At 36.0% G+C, this 17,900-nt stretch carries 18 protein-coding genes, 1 tRNA gene and 1 pseudogene; 13 read left to right on the forward strand and 7 right to left on the reverse strand.

Features of this window, described 5'->3' with window-relative positions:
* Window positions 1–69: 69 nt before the first annotated feature.
* From RV17_RS01445 to RV17_RS01505, 13 genes and pseudogenes are all read left to right on the forward strand, one after another.
* A pseudogene (locus tag RV17_RS01445) lies at window positions 70–531 on the forward strand (phage tail tape measure protein); the annotation flags it as partial.
* 329 nt (window positions 532–860) lie between these two features.
* Window positions 861–6,425, forward strand: a complete 5,565-nt coding sequence (locus tag RV17_RS01450; protein ID WP_249024337.1) for a phage tail tape measure protein — start codon at window positions 861–863, stop codon at window positions 6,423–6,425.
* A 7-nt stretch (window positions 6,426–6,432) separates the two neighbouring features.
* Complete coding sequence (locus tag RV17_RS01455; RefSeq protein WP_067481075.1) at window positions 6,433–7,254, forward strand: phage tail domain-containing protein; 822 nt, start codon at window positions 6,433–6,435, stop codon at window positions 7,252–7,254.
* Window positions 7,255–7,262: 8 nt separating this feature from the next.
* Window positions 7,263–8,282, forward strand: a complete 1,020-nt coding sequence (locus RV17_RS01460; protein ID WP_071868294.1) for a phage tail protein — start codon at window positions 7,263–7,265, stop codon at window positions 8,280–8,282.
* 1 nt (window position 8,283) lies between these two features.
* Window positions 8,284–9,333, forward strand: a complete 1,050-nt coding sequence (locus tag RV17_RS01465; RefSeq protein WP_067481081.1) for a hypothetical protein — start codon at window positions 8,284–8,286, stop codon at window positions 9,331–9,333.
* Window positions 9,333–11,417, forward strand: a complete 2,085-nt coding sequence (locus tag RV17_RS13095; RefSeq protein ID WP_067481084.1) for a BppU family phage baseplate upper protein — start codon at window positions 9,333–9,335, stop codon at window positions 11,415–11,417. The genes RV17_RS01465 and RV17_RS13095 overlap by 1 nt, the downstream gene beginning before the upstream one ends.
* An 18-nt stretch (window positions 11,418–11,435) precedes the next feature.
* Window positions 11,436–11,876 (forward strand): hypothetical protein, encoded by a 441-nt coding sequence (locus RV17_RS01475; RefSeq protein WP_071868295.1) that lies wholly within the window; start codon window positions 11,436–11,438, stop codon window positions 11,874–11,876.
* Between the two features lies 1 nt (window position 11,877).
* Window positions 11,878–12,000: an XkdX family protein gene (locus RV17_RS01480; RefSeq protein ID WP_071868296.1), complete on the forward strand. Its 123-nt coding sequence runs from the start codon at window positions 11,878–11,880 to the stop codon at window positions 11,998–12,000.
* 69 nt (window positions 12,001–12,069) lie between these two features.
* A complete protein-coding gene (locus RV17_RS01485; RefSeq protein WP_067481090.1) occupies window positions 12,070–12,471 on the forward strand; it encodes a phage holin family protein in 402 nt (133 codons plus the stop codon).
* Window positions 12,471–13,502, forward strand: coding sequence for a peptidoglycan recognition protein family protein (locus tag RV17_RS01490; protein ID WP_071868297.1), 1,032 nt, complete (start codon window positions 12,471–12,473; stop codon window positions 13,500–13,502). Before RV17_RS01485 ends, RV17_RS01490 begins: the two co-directional genes overlap by 1 nt.
* A gap of 115 nt (window positions 13,503–13,617) precedes the next feature.
* On the forward strand, window positions 13,618–14,109 hold the full coding sequence (locus RV17_RS01495; RefSeq protein ID WP_071868298.1) for a hypothetical protein: 492 nt from the start codon (window positions 13,618–13,620) through the stop codon (window positions 14,107–14,109).
* Between the two features lie 130 nt (window positions 14,110–14,239).
* A complete protein-coding gene (locus RV17_RS01500) occupies window positions 14,240–14,785 on the forward strand; it encodes a hypothetical protein (RefSeq protein ID WP_071868299.1) in 546 nt (181 codons plus the stop codon).
* 7 nt (window positions 14,786–14,792) lie between these two features.
* The gene (locus RV17_RS01505; protein WP_143139911.1) at window positions 14,793–15,086 is read left to right on the forward strand and encodes a hypothetical protein; all 294 of its coding nucleotides are present in this window, start codon (window positions 14,793–14,795) and stop codon (window positions 15,084–15,086) included.
* 31 nt (window positions 15,087–15,117) lie between these two features.
* On the opposite strand, the gene RV17_RS01510 is transcribed toward RV17_RS01505, so the two are convergent.
* From RV17_RS01510 to RV17_RS01535, 7 genes are all read right to left on the reverse strand, one after another.
* A complete protein-coding gene (locus RV17_RS01510; protein ID WP_083571948.1) occupies window positions 15,118–15,750 on the reverse strand; it encodes a hypothetical protein in 633 nt (210 codons plus the stop codon).
* Between the two features lie 25 nt (window positions 15,751–15,775).
* Window positions 15,776–16,213 (reverse strand): helix-turn-helix domain-containing protein, encoded by a 438-nt coding sequence (locus RV17_RS01515; RefSeq protein WP_071868301.1) that lies wholly within the window; start codon window positions 16,211–16,213, stop codon window positions 15,776–15,778.
* Window positions 16,214–16,225: 12 nt separating this feature from the next.
* A complete protein-coding gene (locus tag RV17_RS13625; RefSeq protein WP_071868302.1) occupies window positions 16,226–16,675 on the reverse strand; it encodes a hypothetical protein in 450 nt (149 codons plus the stop codon).
* A gap of 165 nt (window positions 16,676–16,840) precedes the next feature.
* Window positions 16,841–16,975, reverse strand: a complete 135-nt coding sequence (locus tag RV17_RS13730; protein WP_261768399.1) for a hypothetical protein — start codon at window positions 16,973–16,975, stop codon at window positions 16,841–16,843.
* Window positions 16,976–17,071: 96 nt separating this feature from the next.
* Window positions 17,072–17,344: a hypothetical protein gene (locus RV17_RS01525; RefSeq protein ID WP_067481111.1), complete on the reverse strand. Its 273-nt coding sequence runs from the start codon at window positions 17,342–17,344 to the stop codon at window positions 17,072–17,074.
* Window positions 17,345–17,349: 5 nt separating this feature from the next.
* Complete coding sequence (locus RV17_RS01530) at window positions 17,350–17,646, reverse strand: DUF5960 family protein (protein ID WP_071868303.1); 297 nt, start codon at window positions 17,644–17,646, stop codon at window positions 17,350–17,352.
* Window positions 17,647–17,772: 126 nt separating this feature from the next.
* Window positions 17,773–17,856, reverse strand: a tRNA-Leu gene (locus RV17_RS01535).
* Between the last annotated feature and the right edge of the window lie 44 nt (window positions 17,857–17,900).

Consider the following 17,900-nt stretch of genomic DNA (forward strand, 5'->3'; position numbering starts at 1 on the left):
AATGTACGCCGAACTTATAGGAAACTATAAGAAGTGAGGGATAAAAAGCCCCCACGATAACAAAATTGAAAGAAAACTAACGATGAGGTTATAGATTCAAACGGAAATGTTGTTTATTCTTACAGCGATTTGGAAAGTGGTCTTCGCAAATTAGCAACTCAGTTGCCTGCCAGTCATCAGGAAATTGCTGGTGTAGCAGAAGCTGCCGGGCAGTTAGGTATCAAAACGGAAAATGTTGTTAGCTTTACAAAAACAATGATCGACATGGGCGAATCGACAAATATGTCAGCCGAAACCGCGGCAACGTCATTAGCTCGATTGGCTAATATCACAAAATTACCACAGGATCAATTTAGTAATTTAGGTGCTTCTATCGTCGATTTAGGGAATAACTTTGCAACTACTGAATCAGAAATCACAGAAATGGCATTACGATTAGCAGGGGCAGGTAGCCAAATTGGACTGAGCCAAGGAGATATTTTAGGATTAGCCGCAGCGCTTTCATCGGTTGGCATTGAAGCAGAGATGGGTAAGTAAAACTGCCCCGTTGCTGAGAAATCAGCAGTGTAAAATCGACAAAATCGGTAAAACACTCTTTAGCTTATATTAAAAGAGTCAATACCGAGGTAAATACAAGAACTAAAGAGCTTGTATCACCGTAGAGCATAGGAAATGAACCTATGCTTTTTGTTTGCTCAAAAAGTATAGAATAAAATTTTCCCACGAGTGTCGATTACCCTAACGGGATAAGACGAGGGTAAAAATATATGCCGAACTTACTGGTGACAGTAAGAAGCAAAGGATAAAAAGCCTTTGCGATAACATAATTGGGTTCTGCTATATCTAAAGTGATGGTGAATATGCAGGTAGCTGCAAAAACCGGACTTGGTCAGATGGAAGAATTATCTGCTAAAACAGGAATGACTCGAAGAGAGTTAGAATTGATGTCTTCGAATAATTCAAAAGATTTTAAAGCGTTAGCTAGCTCGATTGGAATGACAACGTCAGAAATGACAGGAATCATGAAAGCTTCTAGCAACCTTGAAAATTTCGGTAAAATCGCCGGAATGTCAGCGCAAGAGTTCAAAAAAGCATTTGAAGAAGATGCTATTGGAGCTATTGGTAAATTTGTTGAGGGTCTAGGTGGTGCAGAAGCACAAGGAACGTCTGCAATTGAAATGCTCGATGAGATGGGTATTAGAGAAGTACGTTTGCGAGATAGCTTATTGCGCGCAGGTAATGCTAGTGACTTATTTAAAGATGCAGTGAGTCGTTCAAACAAAGCGTTTGGTGAAAATGTAGCTTTGACGGATGAAGCAAATAAACGTTATGAAACAACAGAATCTAAGCTAAAAATGCTAAAAAACGAAGCTGTAGATGCAGCAATCGATCTAGGTGGACCATTTGTAGATGCACTGCGAGATGGACTCGAAGCTTCTAAACCTCTAGTTAAACATTTAGGAAATCTAGCCAAAACATTTTCTACTTTAAGTGAAGATCAACAAAGAAATATTATTAAATGGATTGGGCTTGTGGCTGCAATAGGACCAGTTACGCGTGCATTCGGTCCTGTAATAACGATCGTAGGTAAAACAAAAACGAGTATTGGAAAATTAAGCAATTCGATTGTCGATTTAGCAGCAAAAGCTGCTGAGAAAAAAGCAATGGAATCATTTTCTACAACAGTTGCCACAGCAGGCACAACAGCCGTTAAAACAGCAGGTGCTGGCGGAGTAGGTGGTTTGACTACAGCATTAGGGAAAACTGCAGGTGCAGCAACTACTGCTGCAGGTTCAAGCGGAATTGGAGCAGTCACGACTTCTTTAGGATTGTTGGGACCTTCATTGCTTGGGGTTGTTGGTGTAGGCGGTGCTTTGGCACTTGGTTATGGCGCTTGGAAGACCTTTGGAGAAGAAGCGTGGAATTCTTCTCAACGAGTCAAAGAGTGGGGAGCGGACGTTGGTACAGAAGTAGATACTACGTTAAGTACAGTAAAGAAGAAAACGGAAGAAACTTCTGGTCAGTTTAACTTAATGGCACAAGGATTTGATCAAAATACTGGGCCAATGGTTAAAAATTTCGAAACAATTGGTGTATCAATTGAATCAAGTTTAACCAAAAAGGTCGAAGGGTTAGATAATTTAATTAAGAACCTTCCTGGCACAGTGACTGATTCAATGAAAGAAATCGTTGAGAATGAAAAAGAAATGAATCAGTCTGCGCTAGATAAAATTAAAGAAAACAACGAACGAGTCAAAGAAATTCGTGAAAAAGCTTCAAAAGAAAATAGAAATATTAGTATTGCAGAAGCACAAATGATTAGTGATATTTCTAAAAATACAGCAGAAGAATATGTAAATACGCTTGATGTATCAGCGCAACAGAAAAAAGCGATTTTAAATTCGATGACTGGTGACGTGTCAAAAGCCAGTAAGGAGCAAGCTAAGACATGGCTTCAATCATTAGGAGAACAAAGAAATGCTTCTAAAAATCATGCAGCTCAAATGCGAAAAGAGCAGGAAAAATGGTTGAAGGAGTGGGGTTATAATCTTGATGGCGAATTTGCACAAACGTATTTAGCAGAATGGGATAAAATCAACGATGCAACGACAGAAGGTTTTGATAGTCAAATAGCTGCTATAGTAGAAAAATATCCTGAATTGACAGACAAAGTTCACCTTGCAACGGGCGAATTGATTGACGCAAGTGCGGGGGCTAGTCAATACCTCATAGACGATAATGAAAAGTTACTTGAAAATGCTGGTTATATGGCGGATAAGTTAGCTGAAAATGCTAAGAAAAACGCAAATACACTGAAATGGGTCGCTAAAGAAGGAACTGACGGTGCAAGGGAATGGAATTCATTAGAACTTCTTGATAAAGAAGGAAATGTAAAAACAAATGCACCAGAAATAATCACTGAAGCTTCTAAAAATATTACTACATGGAATAACCTTAAAATGGTTTTACATGATGCAAATATTGATACAAATGCTAAAAAGATGATTGGTGAAGCAGCAATTGCTAATAATTTGTGGCGAGGAATGGCGTGGGAAGACAAAGCAGCTGTTCTTCAAGATGAATTCAGTATCAATATTTATAAAGCATTGGAGTCTTCTGGTAAGTGGGATGAGCTTACTTTTGAACAGAAAAAAGCTGTCTTATATTCAAACACGCCAGAAGTCATGGCAGAAACTCTATTCAATCTTGGACTTTGGAATGACTATAAAACTGAAATTAAAGATTTAAAAGCGAATAACTATGACTTTTTACAGACTCTTTCTAAATCAGGAGAAAAGCTGAAAATTTGGAATGAAACGCCAGCAGATATAAAAGAATTATTTGCGAAAAATTCTGATTTTCTAAATAAAATATTCTCTTCTGAAGAAAGTTTGAAGCGGTGGAACGAAATTCCGGATTCTGAGAAAAAGCTACTTGCTGATAATACTAATTTTCTTACGAAGCTTACTACTTCAAAGGACTCATTGGCTCAATGGAATGAGCTTCCAGTTAGCCAGAAAAATATACTCGCTGATAATTCAGACTTATTAAATAAAATTTTTACCTCAAAAGAGTCGTTTAACGCGTGGAAAGAACTACCAGATCCAGTTAAAAAAATGCTTGGCAATAACGAAGATATTTTAGCAAAAGTTAGGGACGGAAAAATTAGTATTGAAGAATACAACAAAAATGTACTTCCTCTGCTGAAAAAAATCTTAGGTGATAATTCTAGCTTGACTGGTGCCATTAGTGACGCAAGCGGAGCAATTAAGAATTACAATGAAAATGTATTTCCAAATGATAAAACTGTTGTAGGTCATGATAAAGCTTCGCAAGCGGCTAAAGACGCGTTTGACGCTTTTGATCGTTTTAAAAATTTAATACCTGATACGATTACTAAGACAGTATCAGCTGATTTCATTGGTCCTGTACAAAAAAATGCAAAAGGAACAAATTTCCACCCCGGCGGACCCGCAATGGTCAACGACCAGAAAGGACCCATGTACGAAGAACTCGTGCAACTGCCTAGCGGAAATTCGTTTATTCCGAAGGGGCGAAATGTTGTTCTTGATTTGCCGAGAGGTTCAAAAGTTTTAAAAGCTTCACGAACTAAAAAGCTCTTTTCAAGATATGCTGATGGAATCGGAAATATTTCTACAGTATCAACAATTCCAAACTTTACACCACTAGTTATTGCTATAAATGAATTAACTGCAGTATTAAGACAACAAACTGGCGTAGGGGTTACGACTGAAGAATCAGTTGCACCAAAAACAAGTACACCTACAGATATTCAATCGATCACACCTGAACAGTTAGAAGAAAAAACACCTGAGTTTGCTCTAATTGGCTCTGAGTGGTTAACAAATCTTTCTGACGGATGGAACTCTGTTGTTCCTGCTTACATGAGTAATGAAAAACTCTTTATCAATCAATACTCAACTGCATTAAAAATACAAAATACACCGAATTATTTGCAAGGACTTGCTTGGAATCGCAATTTAATGAACGGTTGGAATAGCCTAACAGGTTCATTTATTAGCGCAATCAATTCATTTTGTAATCAAGCAATGACGACATTACGCAGTTACAATTCACCAATGTATAGCAATGGTCGTGCTTGGCAACAAAACAACTTAAACGGTTGGAACTCGTTGTATGGGTCTTTTATTGTAAGAGTGAATCAACTAGGAAATGACTCAGTTAATAATTTGCGTTCAAAATATGGTGGTTATTATAATGCTGGATCATTCTTGATGCAGTCATTGATAAATGGCGTTAACTCGATGGGTAGTTCTTTAAATGCAACGATGAACGGTGTAGCCAACAAAATGGTTGGCGGCATTGGTAAAGGTGTCAACGGTGTGATTTCTGGTGTCAATTACGTATTGAAAGAAGTAGAGTCTAGTAAATCAATTGGGACTTGGACAGTTCCACAGTACGCAAAAGGGACAGAGGCACACCCCGGCGGACTAGCTATGATCAACGATCAAAAAGGTCCTATTCATGAAGAGTATGTTCAAATGCCGGACGGAAAAGGATTTATTGCAAAAGGAAGAGACTTATTAGTTAATTTGCCAAAAGGAGCACAAGTTTTAAATGCGTCATTAACGAAAAAACTAAAAAGTCGTTTAGACGTTCCGAGATACGAAAATGGTATCGGTAATTTTGACATTGTGGATTTGTTAGATGATGAAAAAGCAATGCAAAAATTCCTGAATAGTAAAGTGAAGTATGACGGTATCGGCGAGCCGTGGTTGGATATGACAAAATCTGGTGTCAAGCTGATGGCTCAATCAGCTAATACTATGCTCCAATCAAAATTGAGTGAATTTTTCACACATGGAAATTTTGATGGCAGCATGAATGGAAATGGTGTCTATCAGTATTTAGTCGATGTTGCACAAAAGGTAATGTCAAAGTTTCCTGGTATGACAATTACTTCTGGTTATCGTCCTGGAGACGCCTACTATCATGGAAAACACCAAGCAATTGATATTGCATTACCAGGAGTAACAGGTGGTAGTCCGATTTATACACAAGCTGCCAATTATGCGTTTGAAAAGTTCACTTCAAAAATCGCTTATGTAATCACGAACGGAAAAGTTCGTGATCGCATGGGACTTTCTGGAACAGGAGCAAGCGGAAATTGGGTAAATTGGCCTGACGGAGATCACTTTGATCATGTCCATTTGAACGGTTCAATGGGTTCTGGAAATATTTTTAATGCTGGTTCTGGCGGTGGTGGTGTTGAAAAATGGCGATCACTAGCCACTAAGGCATTAAAGATGGAAAATCAGTACAGTGCTGCAAATCTGAATGCGTTGCTTTACCAAATGCAAACGGAATCCAACGGAAATCCAAGAGCGATTAATCTTTGGGATGACAATGCGAAGCGAGGAACGCCGTCGAAAGGATTGATGCAAGTAATTGATCCAACGTTTAGAAGCAACGCTCGCGCTGGATTCGATAAAGATATTTTTGATCCAATCAGCAACATTCTTGCTGCAATTCGTTATACGAAAAGCACGTATGGCAGTTTGTTGGCGGGCTGGAAAGGTGTTGGTTATGAGAACGGTGGATGGATAACTCAGGATGGACTTTATAGAGGTGGCGAAAAAAATAAACCAGAAATGGTAGTGCCTATGACCAAAAAAACTAGAGCGATTGAGTTGATAGGAGAAGCACTCGCTTTTCTTTCTGGAAACAAGAGCGGTAGTACGAAAGATTCGGTAAAATCAGATAATTCAGAAGAACTATTATTACTCATTAAGCAGCAACAACGACAACACAATGAATTGATGATGATTCTTAAAGCGATTCTTGGGAAAGATTCTGGTATTAAAAAATCAGATATTGGTAAGGCTGCAAATGATTTTTTAGGTTCTGACTGGAGTAAGCTTCAATATATGGCAGGGAGGTGAAAGATGATTGTTTTATAAACTTCTTTTTGTTCAAAATGGTGTTAGTTTCGACCCCCAAAAGAAAGATAAAATTATTTGTAAGGAAATTAAGCGGCAAGCACCTGTTTATGAAGTGTCCTACGCTGACTTTGAAGGAGTGAACGGGAGTAGAGAGGTGAGCGCTTCTTTTCGTCCGTTTGATCTGTCACTAACGTTTGATATTTTTTATCGAAATGAATACGAAAAAACATTGATGGTTACAGAATTACAGCAAATGATTTTTGTAGGGTATCAATACTATATTATTCATGAACTCGAACCAGGGAAAAGGTTTAAAGTAAATCCTACAAATTTTGAGTTTTTAGAAGAGGAAAATGATTATTCAACAATTGAAATCACGTTCACTGTTGTGGATGGTTACTCAGAAGCTGTTTCAACAACACTAAGTAACTTTGATTTACTAGATGAATGGCAGTTTTCGCAAAACTTAGAGTCATTAGATTATGAGTATTCGTTTGAGAAGAGCAGATTTAGCATTTTTAATGCAGGAGATTTTGTGATAGATCCTAGAAACACAGATATGAAAATTCTAATAGAAGGTGAATCGGAAGGAAATTTAACCGTATTTAATCGAACGACAGGTGATAGATTTGTTTATTATCCTGCGTTGTCTACAGCAAGAGGACAGACATTGACGATTGAAGGTGTTTATCCCAAATTGAATGGTGTGGCTCGTGGTATAGACACAAATCACGGTTTAATAACTCTGTCTGAAGGGATAAACGAAATTGAAATTCAAAATATTACACGTGTGAAGTCGTCATGGGATTTCCGTTTTTTGTATAAGTAGGTGATAATTTGAATGATTTAATTATTTGCAACTATGAGCAAACAAAAGAAGAAATCCTTGTCGATTACGACAAGGATTCTTTTTACGAAAATTGGCAACAAAATGAAACTTGGGAAATTAGTTTTTCTGTTAAAAGAAGCGAAAAAAACTCAGAAACATTCGATTTAATCACATTCGAATCTTTAGTGATTTTTGGTGGACAAAAGTTTGTGATAAAAGGAATGTCAGAAGATGCGAGTGGACCACTAGTTGTTAAAAGTGTCACAGCAACTCATATTTACTACACGGTGCAAGATGGATATCAATATGATCAAATAAGTGGTAAAAAATCAATTACTCAGCTGCTAGAACATGTATTTAAGACAAATAACAAAGGGTTCACTTGGGAAGTGATTGATCCAAATAAAAAATTCTTAACAGTTGAACAAGAAAACTTTGGCGATGGAAATTATTTAAAACTCATTGATGAAATTCTGTCAGATTATAATGCAGTAGTTATTCCAGACAATAAACATTTAATTTTTTATCCAACAACAGAGTATGGCGAGAAAATTGAGGAACAAATTCGATATAAATACAATACAGATGAAGTTTCATTTGAAATTGATACCTACTCTTTAAAAACACAAATAAAGGGATTCGGAAAGAAAAAAGAAGATGAAACCTACTACTTCACTCCGATAACTTACACAAGTCCAGAATCAGAAAAATGGGGTATTCGTATTCAAGAGCCAGTTGAAGATGAACGTTACACTGTTTCAGCTAATATGATGGAACGACTAAAAAACGATTTACAAGACTATCCTTCAGTTTCAGGGACAGTGATTCTTAAGTGGAAAATTAATCCGAAAAAAGGTGACTTTGTTCCATTTATTTATGAGCCGCTGAATATCAATACTTATATTCAGGTGGTTGGGATTAAAACGTATCCTGCGCTACCTAATAAACCACCAGAAATTGTATTAAGTAATACAAAAAAAACAATGACTGCCATTCTGGCCAATTTAACTAAGAAAGGACTGATGTGACTTGGGACTATTAAAATTAGTCAAAAATAGAATTTCTAGTGAGTGGAAAGAAATTTTCAATCATAATGTTGATTATTTGAACGGCTTAGAAACAAAAGTCGATTCACAAAATGAAGCAACTAATAGCCGAATCGACAATCTAGTGTTGAATGCCGGGGGAGATTCACCTAACGAAGTAGTGGACGCACGAGTCAACAGCAAAGGTGAAAAATTTGCTACATTACAAAGTCGATTAGTAGCTTCAGAAAATAAGCATGATGAAGATGTTTATGATCTTTCTACTAAGCAAACAAATACTGCAGAACAAGTGGACCAATTGAATAAAAGTGTCGCAATGGTCATTGGTGGTAGTGATACAGTGCTTGATTTATATGTTTCAGCTAGTCGTGGAAATGACAAGACAGGCGATGGAACAGAAGAAAAACCATTCAAGACAATTCAAACGGCAATTAATCAAATTCCGTTGATTTCAGTACAAGTTGTCACAGTTTGGATTGATGATGGTGTTTATTTAGAAGATGTTGTTCTAAGAAGTATCAATGCAAATCAGATTTTTATAAAAGCTCAAAACAATTTTGACAATATCGATCTTGCAAAAAGTGATTTGCCTGTGAAAGTAAGAAGTGTCGCTTTTTATTATTGCAGTGGTTATTTTCAAATCGCTGGCTTACAAGCTGTTGACGTGGCCAATGCACCACAATTTGAAGGAATAAAGTATTCTTTTTTAGTTGAACAAGGTGGATATCTAGCGATTAACAAATGTAAGTGTGCTGAAAATAGTAAAAATTTGAGTTTTACAGCAATCTACATTGGCGGCAATTCGAAATGCAATATTTACGGTGGAGTGACATTTATCAATCAAAATATTGTCACTTATGCGAGACTTTTGTCTGAGGTAAACATTGGTAGCATACAAGGTTTAGGAAATAATTTAGGGATTAGGTGTGCCACGGCGACCGTACGCGGAACTGTTCCATCCGGATTTGCAACAAATGCTTCAACCGTAGAAGGAAATGGGCTAATTATCAGTAAAGGGACGGTGTTAAGTTAATGGTTTATAAATTGAATGAGTCTTTAATCAAAATTCAAGCAGAAGCAATCAATCCGATTCAGACAAATGTCGTCTTTTGGTCACACGATAGAAGCACAGCAAAACTTCGCTTTAAGTTGATGAAGGACGGCGTTGCTCAAAGTTTACCAGATGGAACAATAGTTCCAATCCGATTAAAATTTCGTTCAGATACTGCTGAGGGCGGTTATGGAAGTCATGACTATTTAGCAACGATTGAAGATCGAGTAAACGGGATTGTGTCTATCGTGATTAAAGATAATCTGCTCGGATACGTTGGGAAAGTCGAGGGTAGTATTTATATGGAATTTCCTAACGATCAGTCATTAGATACGGCAGGTCGTTTTATTTTTGATATCAAGCGAAGTCCCATCGACGCCACAACGCAAGAAGTAGATGATTATTATTTTGAAGGATTCGAAGAAGTGATTGATCGTTTAGAAGCGATTAAGGCAGAGATGGATGCACTTGATTATAAATCATTTCAGAAACATAAATTAACTGTTGATGATGGAAGAGCGATGCGTTTAGCTGACTTAACTCCTCGACCAACGACCATTGATGATTTAACTCGACCAGGTTTTTACTATATTACAAGTGCAGAATCAAATACCTTTATTCCTGCAGACCACTATATCCGACAAACTGGCATGGCAGGATCTGGTTGGATAACAGTCTATCCCGGTGACACAGGTGGAGGAGTGGTTCAAGAATGGTATCGAAATACTGCAAATGCGGTTGTTAATACACGACATTTATATCGTAAACAAGAGTCAATCACACCTTTGACGTGGAATCCCTGGTCAGAATATGCACAGACAAATAGCACGATGCTATCAAGTAGCTATTATCAAGGTGCAGCACACAAATTGGCGGAAGCCACTAAAACTGGTACACAAGCAACCAGTTATCTTGAGCTAAGTGAGAATACAGGAATATATTATTTAACCACAAACGAAAGCAAAGCAATGACAGACTTTGCCCAGCTACCGACAGAATTTATCTATGGCGTGTTTGTAGAGAATATCCCAAACGCAACAATCAATAATTTTTTACAGAGAATCACGAGTAACGTTACTGATGGGGTATCTCAACCGCCTGTAACGTACTGGCGAGTTATTGAAAAAAAAGCCGACGGATATACTCCAACTAAATGGCGCAAAGTTGTATCACAAGATGACGCACAAATGCATAAATTGACGGGTGATGATGGAGCAGTTGTTCGTTTGAGTAGTTTAAGTCCTAAGCCGAAAAGCTATGAAGAATTCGCGCGTCTTTACACTGGCTGGTATTATTTATCAACAGCAGATAGCCAAACGATGGAAGACTATAGTCAGTTACCTCCAACGCTACAAAATGTCGGTGTTTTTATGCTGATTGGTGCAGGTATAGATGTAAATAATGCGACACAAACATTAATTGCTAATACGGCAGCCCAAACGATGATTTATAGAATTGTTAGAAACGGTTCATTACTGCCTTGGAAGTCAGTAATGAATGATGCTAATACAGTTAATACTACAGAACCTCAGTCGGTTGGAGGGCTAAAAAACTTTTTAGAAGCACCAACAGTCAAAGGCGTATCTGTTCTTACTGACACCGAATTGCCTTTTGAAGCATGGTATGTTCAAGCTGCCTCAATTAAAAAAATAGCTGACAAAGGTCGCTTACCAGTCGGAAGAGAAGTGACGACTATTGGCAAGCAGTATGGAAGAAAGATGAAAAGTAATCCTTTGAAATGGAATTCTGATCAAACGAAAGCGGAAGTTTTAAGAGATTGTAAGTTATTTGTCGATGGAGTTGCAGTACTTGAGTTAGGAGGCTCGGCTGGGAAATGGACGTACATTGATGTTTGGAACAATGAGGAGCAAACTCAGTACATTGGCACAGGATATGGCGTTGGCGCAGCCACTGAGGGAACTCTTTGGTACAGACATAATGTTGCTTTTTCAAGATATATGGAAATCAAAGCAGGAACACAAATTTCTCTTGGTTTATCAATGGAAAGCGGTAAAGAATTAATCTCAGGACAAATTATTCATTTCCACATTATGGAAATTATTTAGTGACAAGGGGGAAATAAGATGATAAGGGTTTGGCAATATGGTCGAACAGGTGGTAAAGAGTACGAAGTAGCAGATGATTTTCCAATTCAAGTGCCATTTACGGATGTGCCACCACTTGAAGAAATCGAATTAGAAGATCAGTTTTTTATTCCATCAGAAGGGCGATGGAAAGAAATTATCAACGGATTGGATAAAGAGAAATTAGACAACTTAACAGCTCTTTATCCTGTGCTACAAAAAGAAAATGAAGAATTAAAAGAAAAAGCGGATAGTTTAAGTCAATTAAACGCAAAACTTATGCTAAATGATCTTGCAATCAAAAAAGAGAATGCAGAACTTAAAGCAAAATCGGAAAGTCTAGCTCAAATCAATTCAAAAACAATGCTTGCTTCATTACAAAATAGCAAAGACATTGAGTTAATCAAGCAACAATTAAATCCGACTGAAGGAGGCGAGTAATATGTTTAGTTTTGATGATGTCAAGATGATGTATGATTGGGGCTGTTTTACAGATGAACAAGTACAAGAGTTTGTTCCAACCTGCATTACTGAAGAAGAAGCGGAACAAATTATTAGCAAATAAAATGTAAGGGACGTGCTCAACTGAGTACGTCTTTTTCTATGGTCAAAATAGAAAGTGAAGGGTGGAAAAATGGTGTTAATTGATAATACGTTACTTTTGGGAGAATTCAGAGGTTTATTGAGTAATTTATACATTCAAATTTTTGTTTGGATTGTGATTGGAGATATTGTGACAGGTATTTGTAAAGGGATTTTTATTAAAGAAACGAATAGCACAAAAGGTTTAATGGGGATTGTAAAACATCTATTAGTCGTTTCTTTGGTTTTGATTGCATATCCATATCTAAAAATTATGGGATTTGAAGGAGTAGCAACAGCTTTTGTATTTTCTTATATTGCTGTATACGGCATTTCTGTCATTGAAAATCTAGGACAATTGGGAATTCCAGTACCAGAATTCGTAAAAAGTCGGTTTAGTAAATTAAAAGAAACATCTGAAAAACAAGGCGAAGAAAATGGAGGAGAAAAATAATGGTTAAAATTATCAATAATTCTGTTTGTCGTGGTGTAGCAGGTAAACGTGTGGGAAATGTAAAAGGTGTTGTATATCACAACACTTGGGGAAACTCTACAGCTGAACAAGAAGGTAATCGGTTAAGTCGTATGAACGTCAATCAATTAGCTGCAGGCTTTGCACATTATTATATTGATAAAGGTACTATTTGGCGTGTTGAAGACACGTTTAATATGGCTTGGCACACAGCGAATAGTGATGGAAATGCTAACTATTTAGGGTTTGAAGTTTGCGGTAACGACCAGACTTCACTAGCCGATTTTTTGCAAGCTGAGGAAAACACATTTTGGCAAATGGCGCAAGATTTACGTTATTATGGTTTACCTGTTAACTGTTCAACTGTTCGTTTACATCCGGAGTTTTCAGCTACTCAGTGTCCTAAGCGCTCGTTAATGATCCACATGAACTTTAACTCTACAGCTCGCCAACCACAAAATATTATTGATGGTATGAAAGACTATGTTATCAAAAACGTTCTTAAATACTATAACAATCCTAGCTTAACGCCTGACGGAAAAGGCGGTTCGGGCGGTAATCAGACAACACCTCCGTCAACTGGCGCTGTTACACCATCAACGCCAAGCGAACACGACAAAGCTGTGACAGCTTCTAAACCAAAGCATCAAGGAAATGCAATTGGTAAACTTGATTTTTACAATGGTTACGGAAAAGACCAAGTTCGCGTTGCTGGTTGGTTAGTTCCTGATAAAGCGAACGGGGTAATCGGGTCAACGGCGTGGGTACTATTTATGGAGCATGGCACAGGGAAAGAATTGACGCGTGTTCAATCTAAAGGTATTAAGCGACCAGATGTTAAAAAAGCATACAGTTATCAAGGTGGCGATGCCCTAGGTTTTGACGTTACTGTTAGCAAAAAACAGTTCAAAGGTAAGAAAGTAGATATCATCTTGCGACGTGCGAATAATGGTAAGAATGGCGAAAGTCCTGTGAACGACGTACGAATTGATGACGTTTACTTGACGTTGTAAAAATAACCTCCTCAAAATTTTTGAGGGGGGTACATAAAGTCATAATTTCATGATGCGCTGTGATACAATTAAAATGAGATTGTGATACAAAAATATATTGAAAGGTGAGAGAAAGATGCAAAAGACACTAGACATAGAAATGGTAAGAGTATTAACGCAACCAGTGGTACCCAAAGCATTGCATTATATAAACCCTAGAAAAATTATGGGCGAAGCAAAATGGAAAAAATTAAGGAAAGAATATCAAATCAAAGCAGATCATCATTGTATGATATGCAAAGAATATGTAAAACACGTACCAGGAGACTGGTTAGAACTCCATGAAAAATATGATTACGATTTTGATAAATTGATTCAACGGTTAACAGGATATATTTCTATTTGCCATAGTTGCCATGCGTATATTCATGAAGGATTGCTTAATGTCCAGCTGAGAAAAGGGGAAGTGACAGAATCTTACGTACAAGCAATTTTGGATAGAGGAGACAATCTTTTGAGGGAGTTTAATTTAGAAAAAATACAATATCCAAACCGAAAAATTTTTGAGAACCCAGATTGGCAATTGGAATTTGATGGTAATTTCTATTCGAAAAAATCAACAGATTGACGATTCTGAAATGATAATTTTTGGCGTGCCTTTTAAAGGTGTTCTTTTTTACATTGTAGGCAATAACTCTTTTTATAAAGTTCATATTTTGTTACACTTTTAATAAAGAGAACGAAGAGGAGTCTAAAATATGGATATTGATAACAGTTTTTTTTATATATTAAATAAACCTACTTTGACGTCATTTTCCTTTACCGATGAAGATAGTAATATTATCAACGAGATAAAGATCTTAGAAGAAACAGAATCTTTTGATTTATATATCAACGCAATTTTCACTGGCATTAGTTCCGAATATTTAAATTATAACGAGCTAAACGAAAGCAGATATATCAATTTTTGTGTTTATGAGACTAACAAGAGTGGTAAAGGGTATAGAGTAATTCGTTTCTTTTTTATTCATTTAGATAGTAGTCTGATGGAAGAAAATAGTATAAAAGTAGTAAACAAGATTCTAACAATTGATAGTAATTTTAAACCTCTTCAAGGAGAATTTCATGGAGAAAAATTTGATACTGTTTATAATTTCAATCAGACGTATTTATCATTGAAGATTTTTTATTCTACAAAAGAAATAATTGATATTGGGGATTTGGACAGAGTGTTCTATCAAGTCAATAATGTTGTACTGGACACAAAATTACCAATAAAAACGGTGATGAAAAATGACAGGTGAAAAAGTAGTGAATTTATCAGAATCAAAAGGATTTAGGAACGAACATGGTGGTGGAAACTCAGGGGGTGGGGATATGACAAAGTATGTTACAAAACAGGAGCTTGATTTAGAGTTTAGTAAGCTTACAAATCATTTAGATAATAGACACAATGAGATTATGACCGAGATTAAATTGTTAAGGCAAGATGCGAGTTATAATCAAAATGAGGTAAAAGATCAAAAAGAAGATTTTAAACAGTTAAAAACAATGCTTGTAACGGCGATAGCAATCCCAATTGTTTTAAAAATTTTAGGACTTTAAATAAGCGTCCTTCTTTGCGAAGGATGCTTATTTAATTTAACATCTTATCCATAAAATAAGGGATTACTTTCCTAGTAGATTTAATTTTAGTTTCGTTAATATTTCCGAATCTCCCGTTATATTGTAAAAGTACATAGCCTTCTCCATATTCTGTAGTGATGCGAAGCTGATAGTTTGGGATACCTTCGCTTTCGTTATACGATAATTTTAATGCTTGTCCTGGTTCAATTTTAAACTCAAATTTTTTATTATTTTTATAATGTTGCTTATAGATAGGGTTTCCTTCTGTATCCATTTCTCCAGTAAATGTCATAGCGTTTACTTGTATAGGGACATTGGCTGGTGAAACGATAACAATTTTATTAGGAACTGCATCTAACGATTCTTCGTCCGCTAGATTTTTTGTGAATGAATATTGTTCTGTGCCAATAGGATAGTATTCCAAAGATACATCTTCATAGTAAGTTTTATTTCTAAAGAAACCAAGACATAAAAAAATAATCGCAAAAACGCTTAATGCTAAATCGAATACATCCTTTTTTGAAAAGTTTTCACCCATGTACCAAATTAAAAAGCGATGTAAGCACGTTTTGTAAAGTAAATATCCTATAATTGGGATGAAAACTATTAAATCATCTGTGACAAATTTAAAAAAATTATTCATTTTATCTCAACTTTCAAGTATTTTACTATTCTTTGCGAACATCATATTCACCTTTGCGGTAAGCGGCTAAATTATTAACTGTACCGACAGAGACGGAAAGTTTTTCAGCAACTTCTTGTGTCGTATAACCACTATCCAACATCTCGTTAACTTTAACACTTTGTGGAGTAGAGTAGACACCTTCAGTTATCAAAATTTTTCGCACTTTCTGTCGTGACATATTATGATGAATAGCTGTTTCTCGGATAGAGCTACTATTCAAGTAAGTGCGAACAATAGCGTCCGCATTCACTTGAATAGTTTTTTTGTATTGTTCTTCTAATTCATTTCTGTATTTACGAGCAGACTCTAAAGTTGTAAATCCTCTTTTTTGATAGTGTTTACGATTGACGACTAAGTCTACTCGATATTTTTTTACTTCGTTTTGAAAGTAAGAGGTAATACCTGCAAATTCAGTTTTCATTTTGCAATCTCCTCAATCGGCATTTACATAGTAAACATAAACTTCTTTATCCATAAAATTAACAGTATATACGTCTAGTGTGTCGTTAAGTTTAAGGTCATCTGAAGAAATAATTACTTTTACGCGAGAATGCTTATGCCCAAAATCGTCTGATAATACTTCTACAGTTTCACCATTCATAATTTTTTCTGGATCAAATTCTTCTAAATCGCCGTGTCCAAAATCTCTTTCTGTGTAGTCGTTTTCGATAAACGTTTTTAATGATTCGTATTCTTCCATGACAAGTTCCTCTTTTCTATTTTTAAGTAATTGTTCCATTTCATTGATATCTTCCTTGTTAGTAATTTTCAAAAATCCACGTGCAGCAGATCGCTTTCTAATATAGTTCATTTGTTCTTTATTTTTTTCTTGCCATTTACGACTAGCTTTAATTTGTGCGTCTGATGTCTTTTTTTCTGTCATGCTGTTCACTCCTTAAAATAAGTTAGCTAACTTAACTACGATTGAAATAATCAAAATTATCATCACAATAATTAAAAATCCATTTAATAATTTTCTTTTCATTTAAATCAATCCTTTCATATATGATATAATAAAAGGGAAGGGAGGGCTTTTCAGCCCTTTACCCTACTTCAGTAGCTTGTTCAGCAAATCTATTAACTTATCAATCAGAGAAAGCACTGCGATTGCTAATCCGATTTTAGTTGTAAGTTGTTTTTGCTGTTCAAGCTTTTTTTCTTCCCTCTTATCTTTCCGACTCAATTGTTTATCACCTCCTTGACTATATATTTATTATATATCGGATATAGATATAAGTCAACACTTTTACATAATAAAAAGCGAAAAAATCTTACTTTTTTAGTAAGGTTTTTTGTTTGGATAAATGCTCTTTTCAAATTCAACAACGATTTTTGGCTTGCTATTTAGCTTATACTTTTTCACGACAAATTGTTTTCTACTATTATAATGTCCAAAAACTGTGACATTCATGTTTTCTTCAACATCAGCTAAAAAGTTCAAACTGTGATTAGCAATTAAACAATTAACATCATTCAAGCTAAAGCGAACGAGCGGGGTAGAACTGTATTGTACGATTTTAATTTTATCAATTGATCCGTAGAGTCTTTTCATATCAATCACTCCTTACCTGGTTTAATGAAAGTATATCCAACGTAATCATATCGTCGATGTTTTTGGCGAATATCAGGGACATCTGTTTTAACATTAAATAAAAAATAGATTGACTTGCCAATTCTACTCTTAGATGCAGAAATCTTAATGTAATTTTTTTGACTATAATGTAAGTTGATTAGCAATCTATCTTCGATAGCTTCAAATATGATTTCAGTGTCCCAAAATTTGTATAGATCATTAACAAATTTGTGCATCGGGTCATACTTGAACCACAGATAGATTTCATCGATTTCTAGCATTGTATCACCTCAAAAACATTATACGAACAAATGTTCGATAAATCAATTATAATTTATTCCTGTTCGGTTATGGTATGCTAAATAAAAAAGCCCTTAAAGCAATTATTGCTTTAAGAGCTAAAAAGATGCAGGTGATGGGACTCGAACCCACACGAGCGAACGCTCATACGACCCTCAATCGTACTTGTCTGCCAATTCCAACACACCTGCCTAAGATAAAAATGCAAGACTACTAACGGTAAACGGCATGTCTG

Source organism: Enterococcus thailandicus (genome assembly GCF_001886265.1).
GTDB lineage: Bacteria > Bacillota > Bacilli > Lactobacillales > Enterococcaceae > Enterococcus_B > Enterococcus_B thailandicus.

Bases quoted from the DNA above. Each gene is read 5' to 3' on its own strand.
- RV17_RS01510 (WP_083571948.1), bottom strand. From the start codon at position 15,750: ATGAATAATTTTTTTAAATTTGTCACAGATGATTTAATAGTTTTCATC.
- RV17_RS01475 (WP_071868295.1), top strand. From the start codon at position 11,436: ATGATAAGGGTTTGGCAATATGGTCGAACAGGTGGTAAAGAGTACGAA.
- RV17_RS01530 (WP_071868303.1), bottom strand. From the start codon at position 17,646: ATGCTAGAAATCGATGAAATCTATCTGTGGTTCAAGTATGACCCGATG.
- RV17_RS01480 (WP_071868296.1), top strand. From the start codon at position 11,878: ATGTTTAGTTTTGATGATGTCAAGATGATGTATGATTGGGGCTGTTTT.
- RV17_RS01450 (WP_249024337.1), top strand. From the start codon at position 861: ATGCAGGTAGCTGCAAAAACCGGACTTGGTCAGATGGAAGAATTATCT.
- RV17_RS01515 (WP_071868301.1), bottom strand. From the start codon at position 16,213: ATGAAAACTGAATTTGCAGGTATTACCTCTTACTTTCAAAACGAAGTA.
- RV17_RS13095 (WP_067481084.1), top strand. From the start codon at position 9,333: ATGGTTTATAAATTGAATGAGTCTTTAATCAAAATTCAAGCAGAAGCA.
- RV17_RS01525 (WP_067481111.1), bottom strand. From the start codon at position 17,344: ATGAAAAGACTCTACGGATCAATTGATAAAATTAAAATCGTACAATAC.
- RV17_RS01495 (WP_071868298.1), top strand. From the start codon at position 13,618: ATGCAAAAGACACTAGACATAGAAATGGTAAGAGTATTAACGCAACCA.
- RV17_RS01500 (WP_071868299.1), top strand. From the start codon at position 14,240: ATGGATATTGATAACAGTTTTTTTTATATATTAAATAAACCTACTTTG.
- RV17_RS01485 (WP_067481090.1), top strand. From the start codon at position 12,070: ATGGTGTTAATTGATAATACGTTACTTTTGGGAGAATTCAGAGGTTTA.
- RV17_RS01490 (WP_071868297.1), top strand. From the start codon at position 12,471: ATGGTTAAAATTATCAATAATTCTGTTTGTCGTGGTGTAGCAGGTAAA.
- RV17_RS13625 (WP_071868302.1), bottom strand. From the start codon at position 16,675: ATGACAGAAAAAAAGACATCAGACGCACAAATTAAAGCTAGTCGTAAA.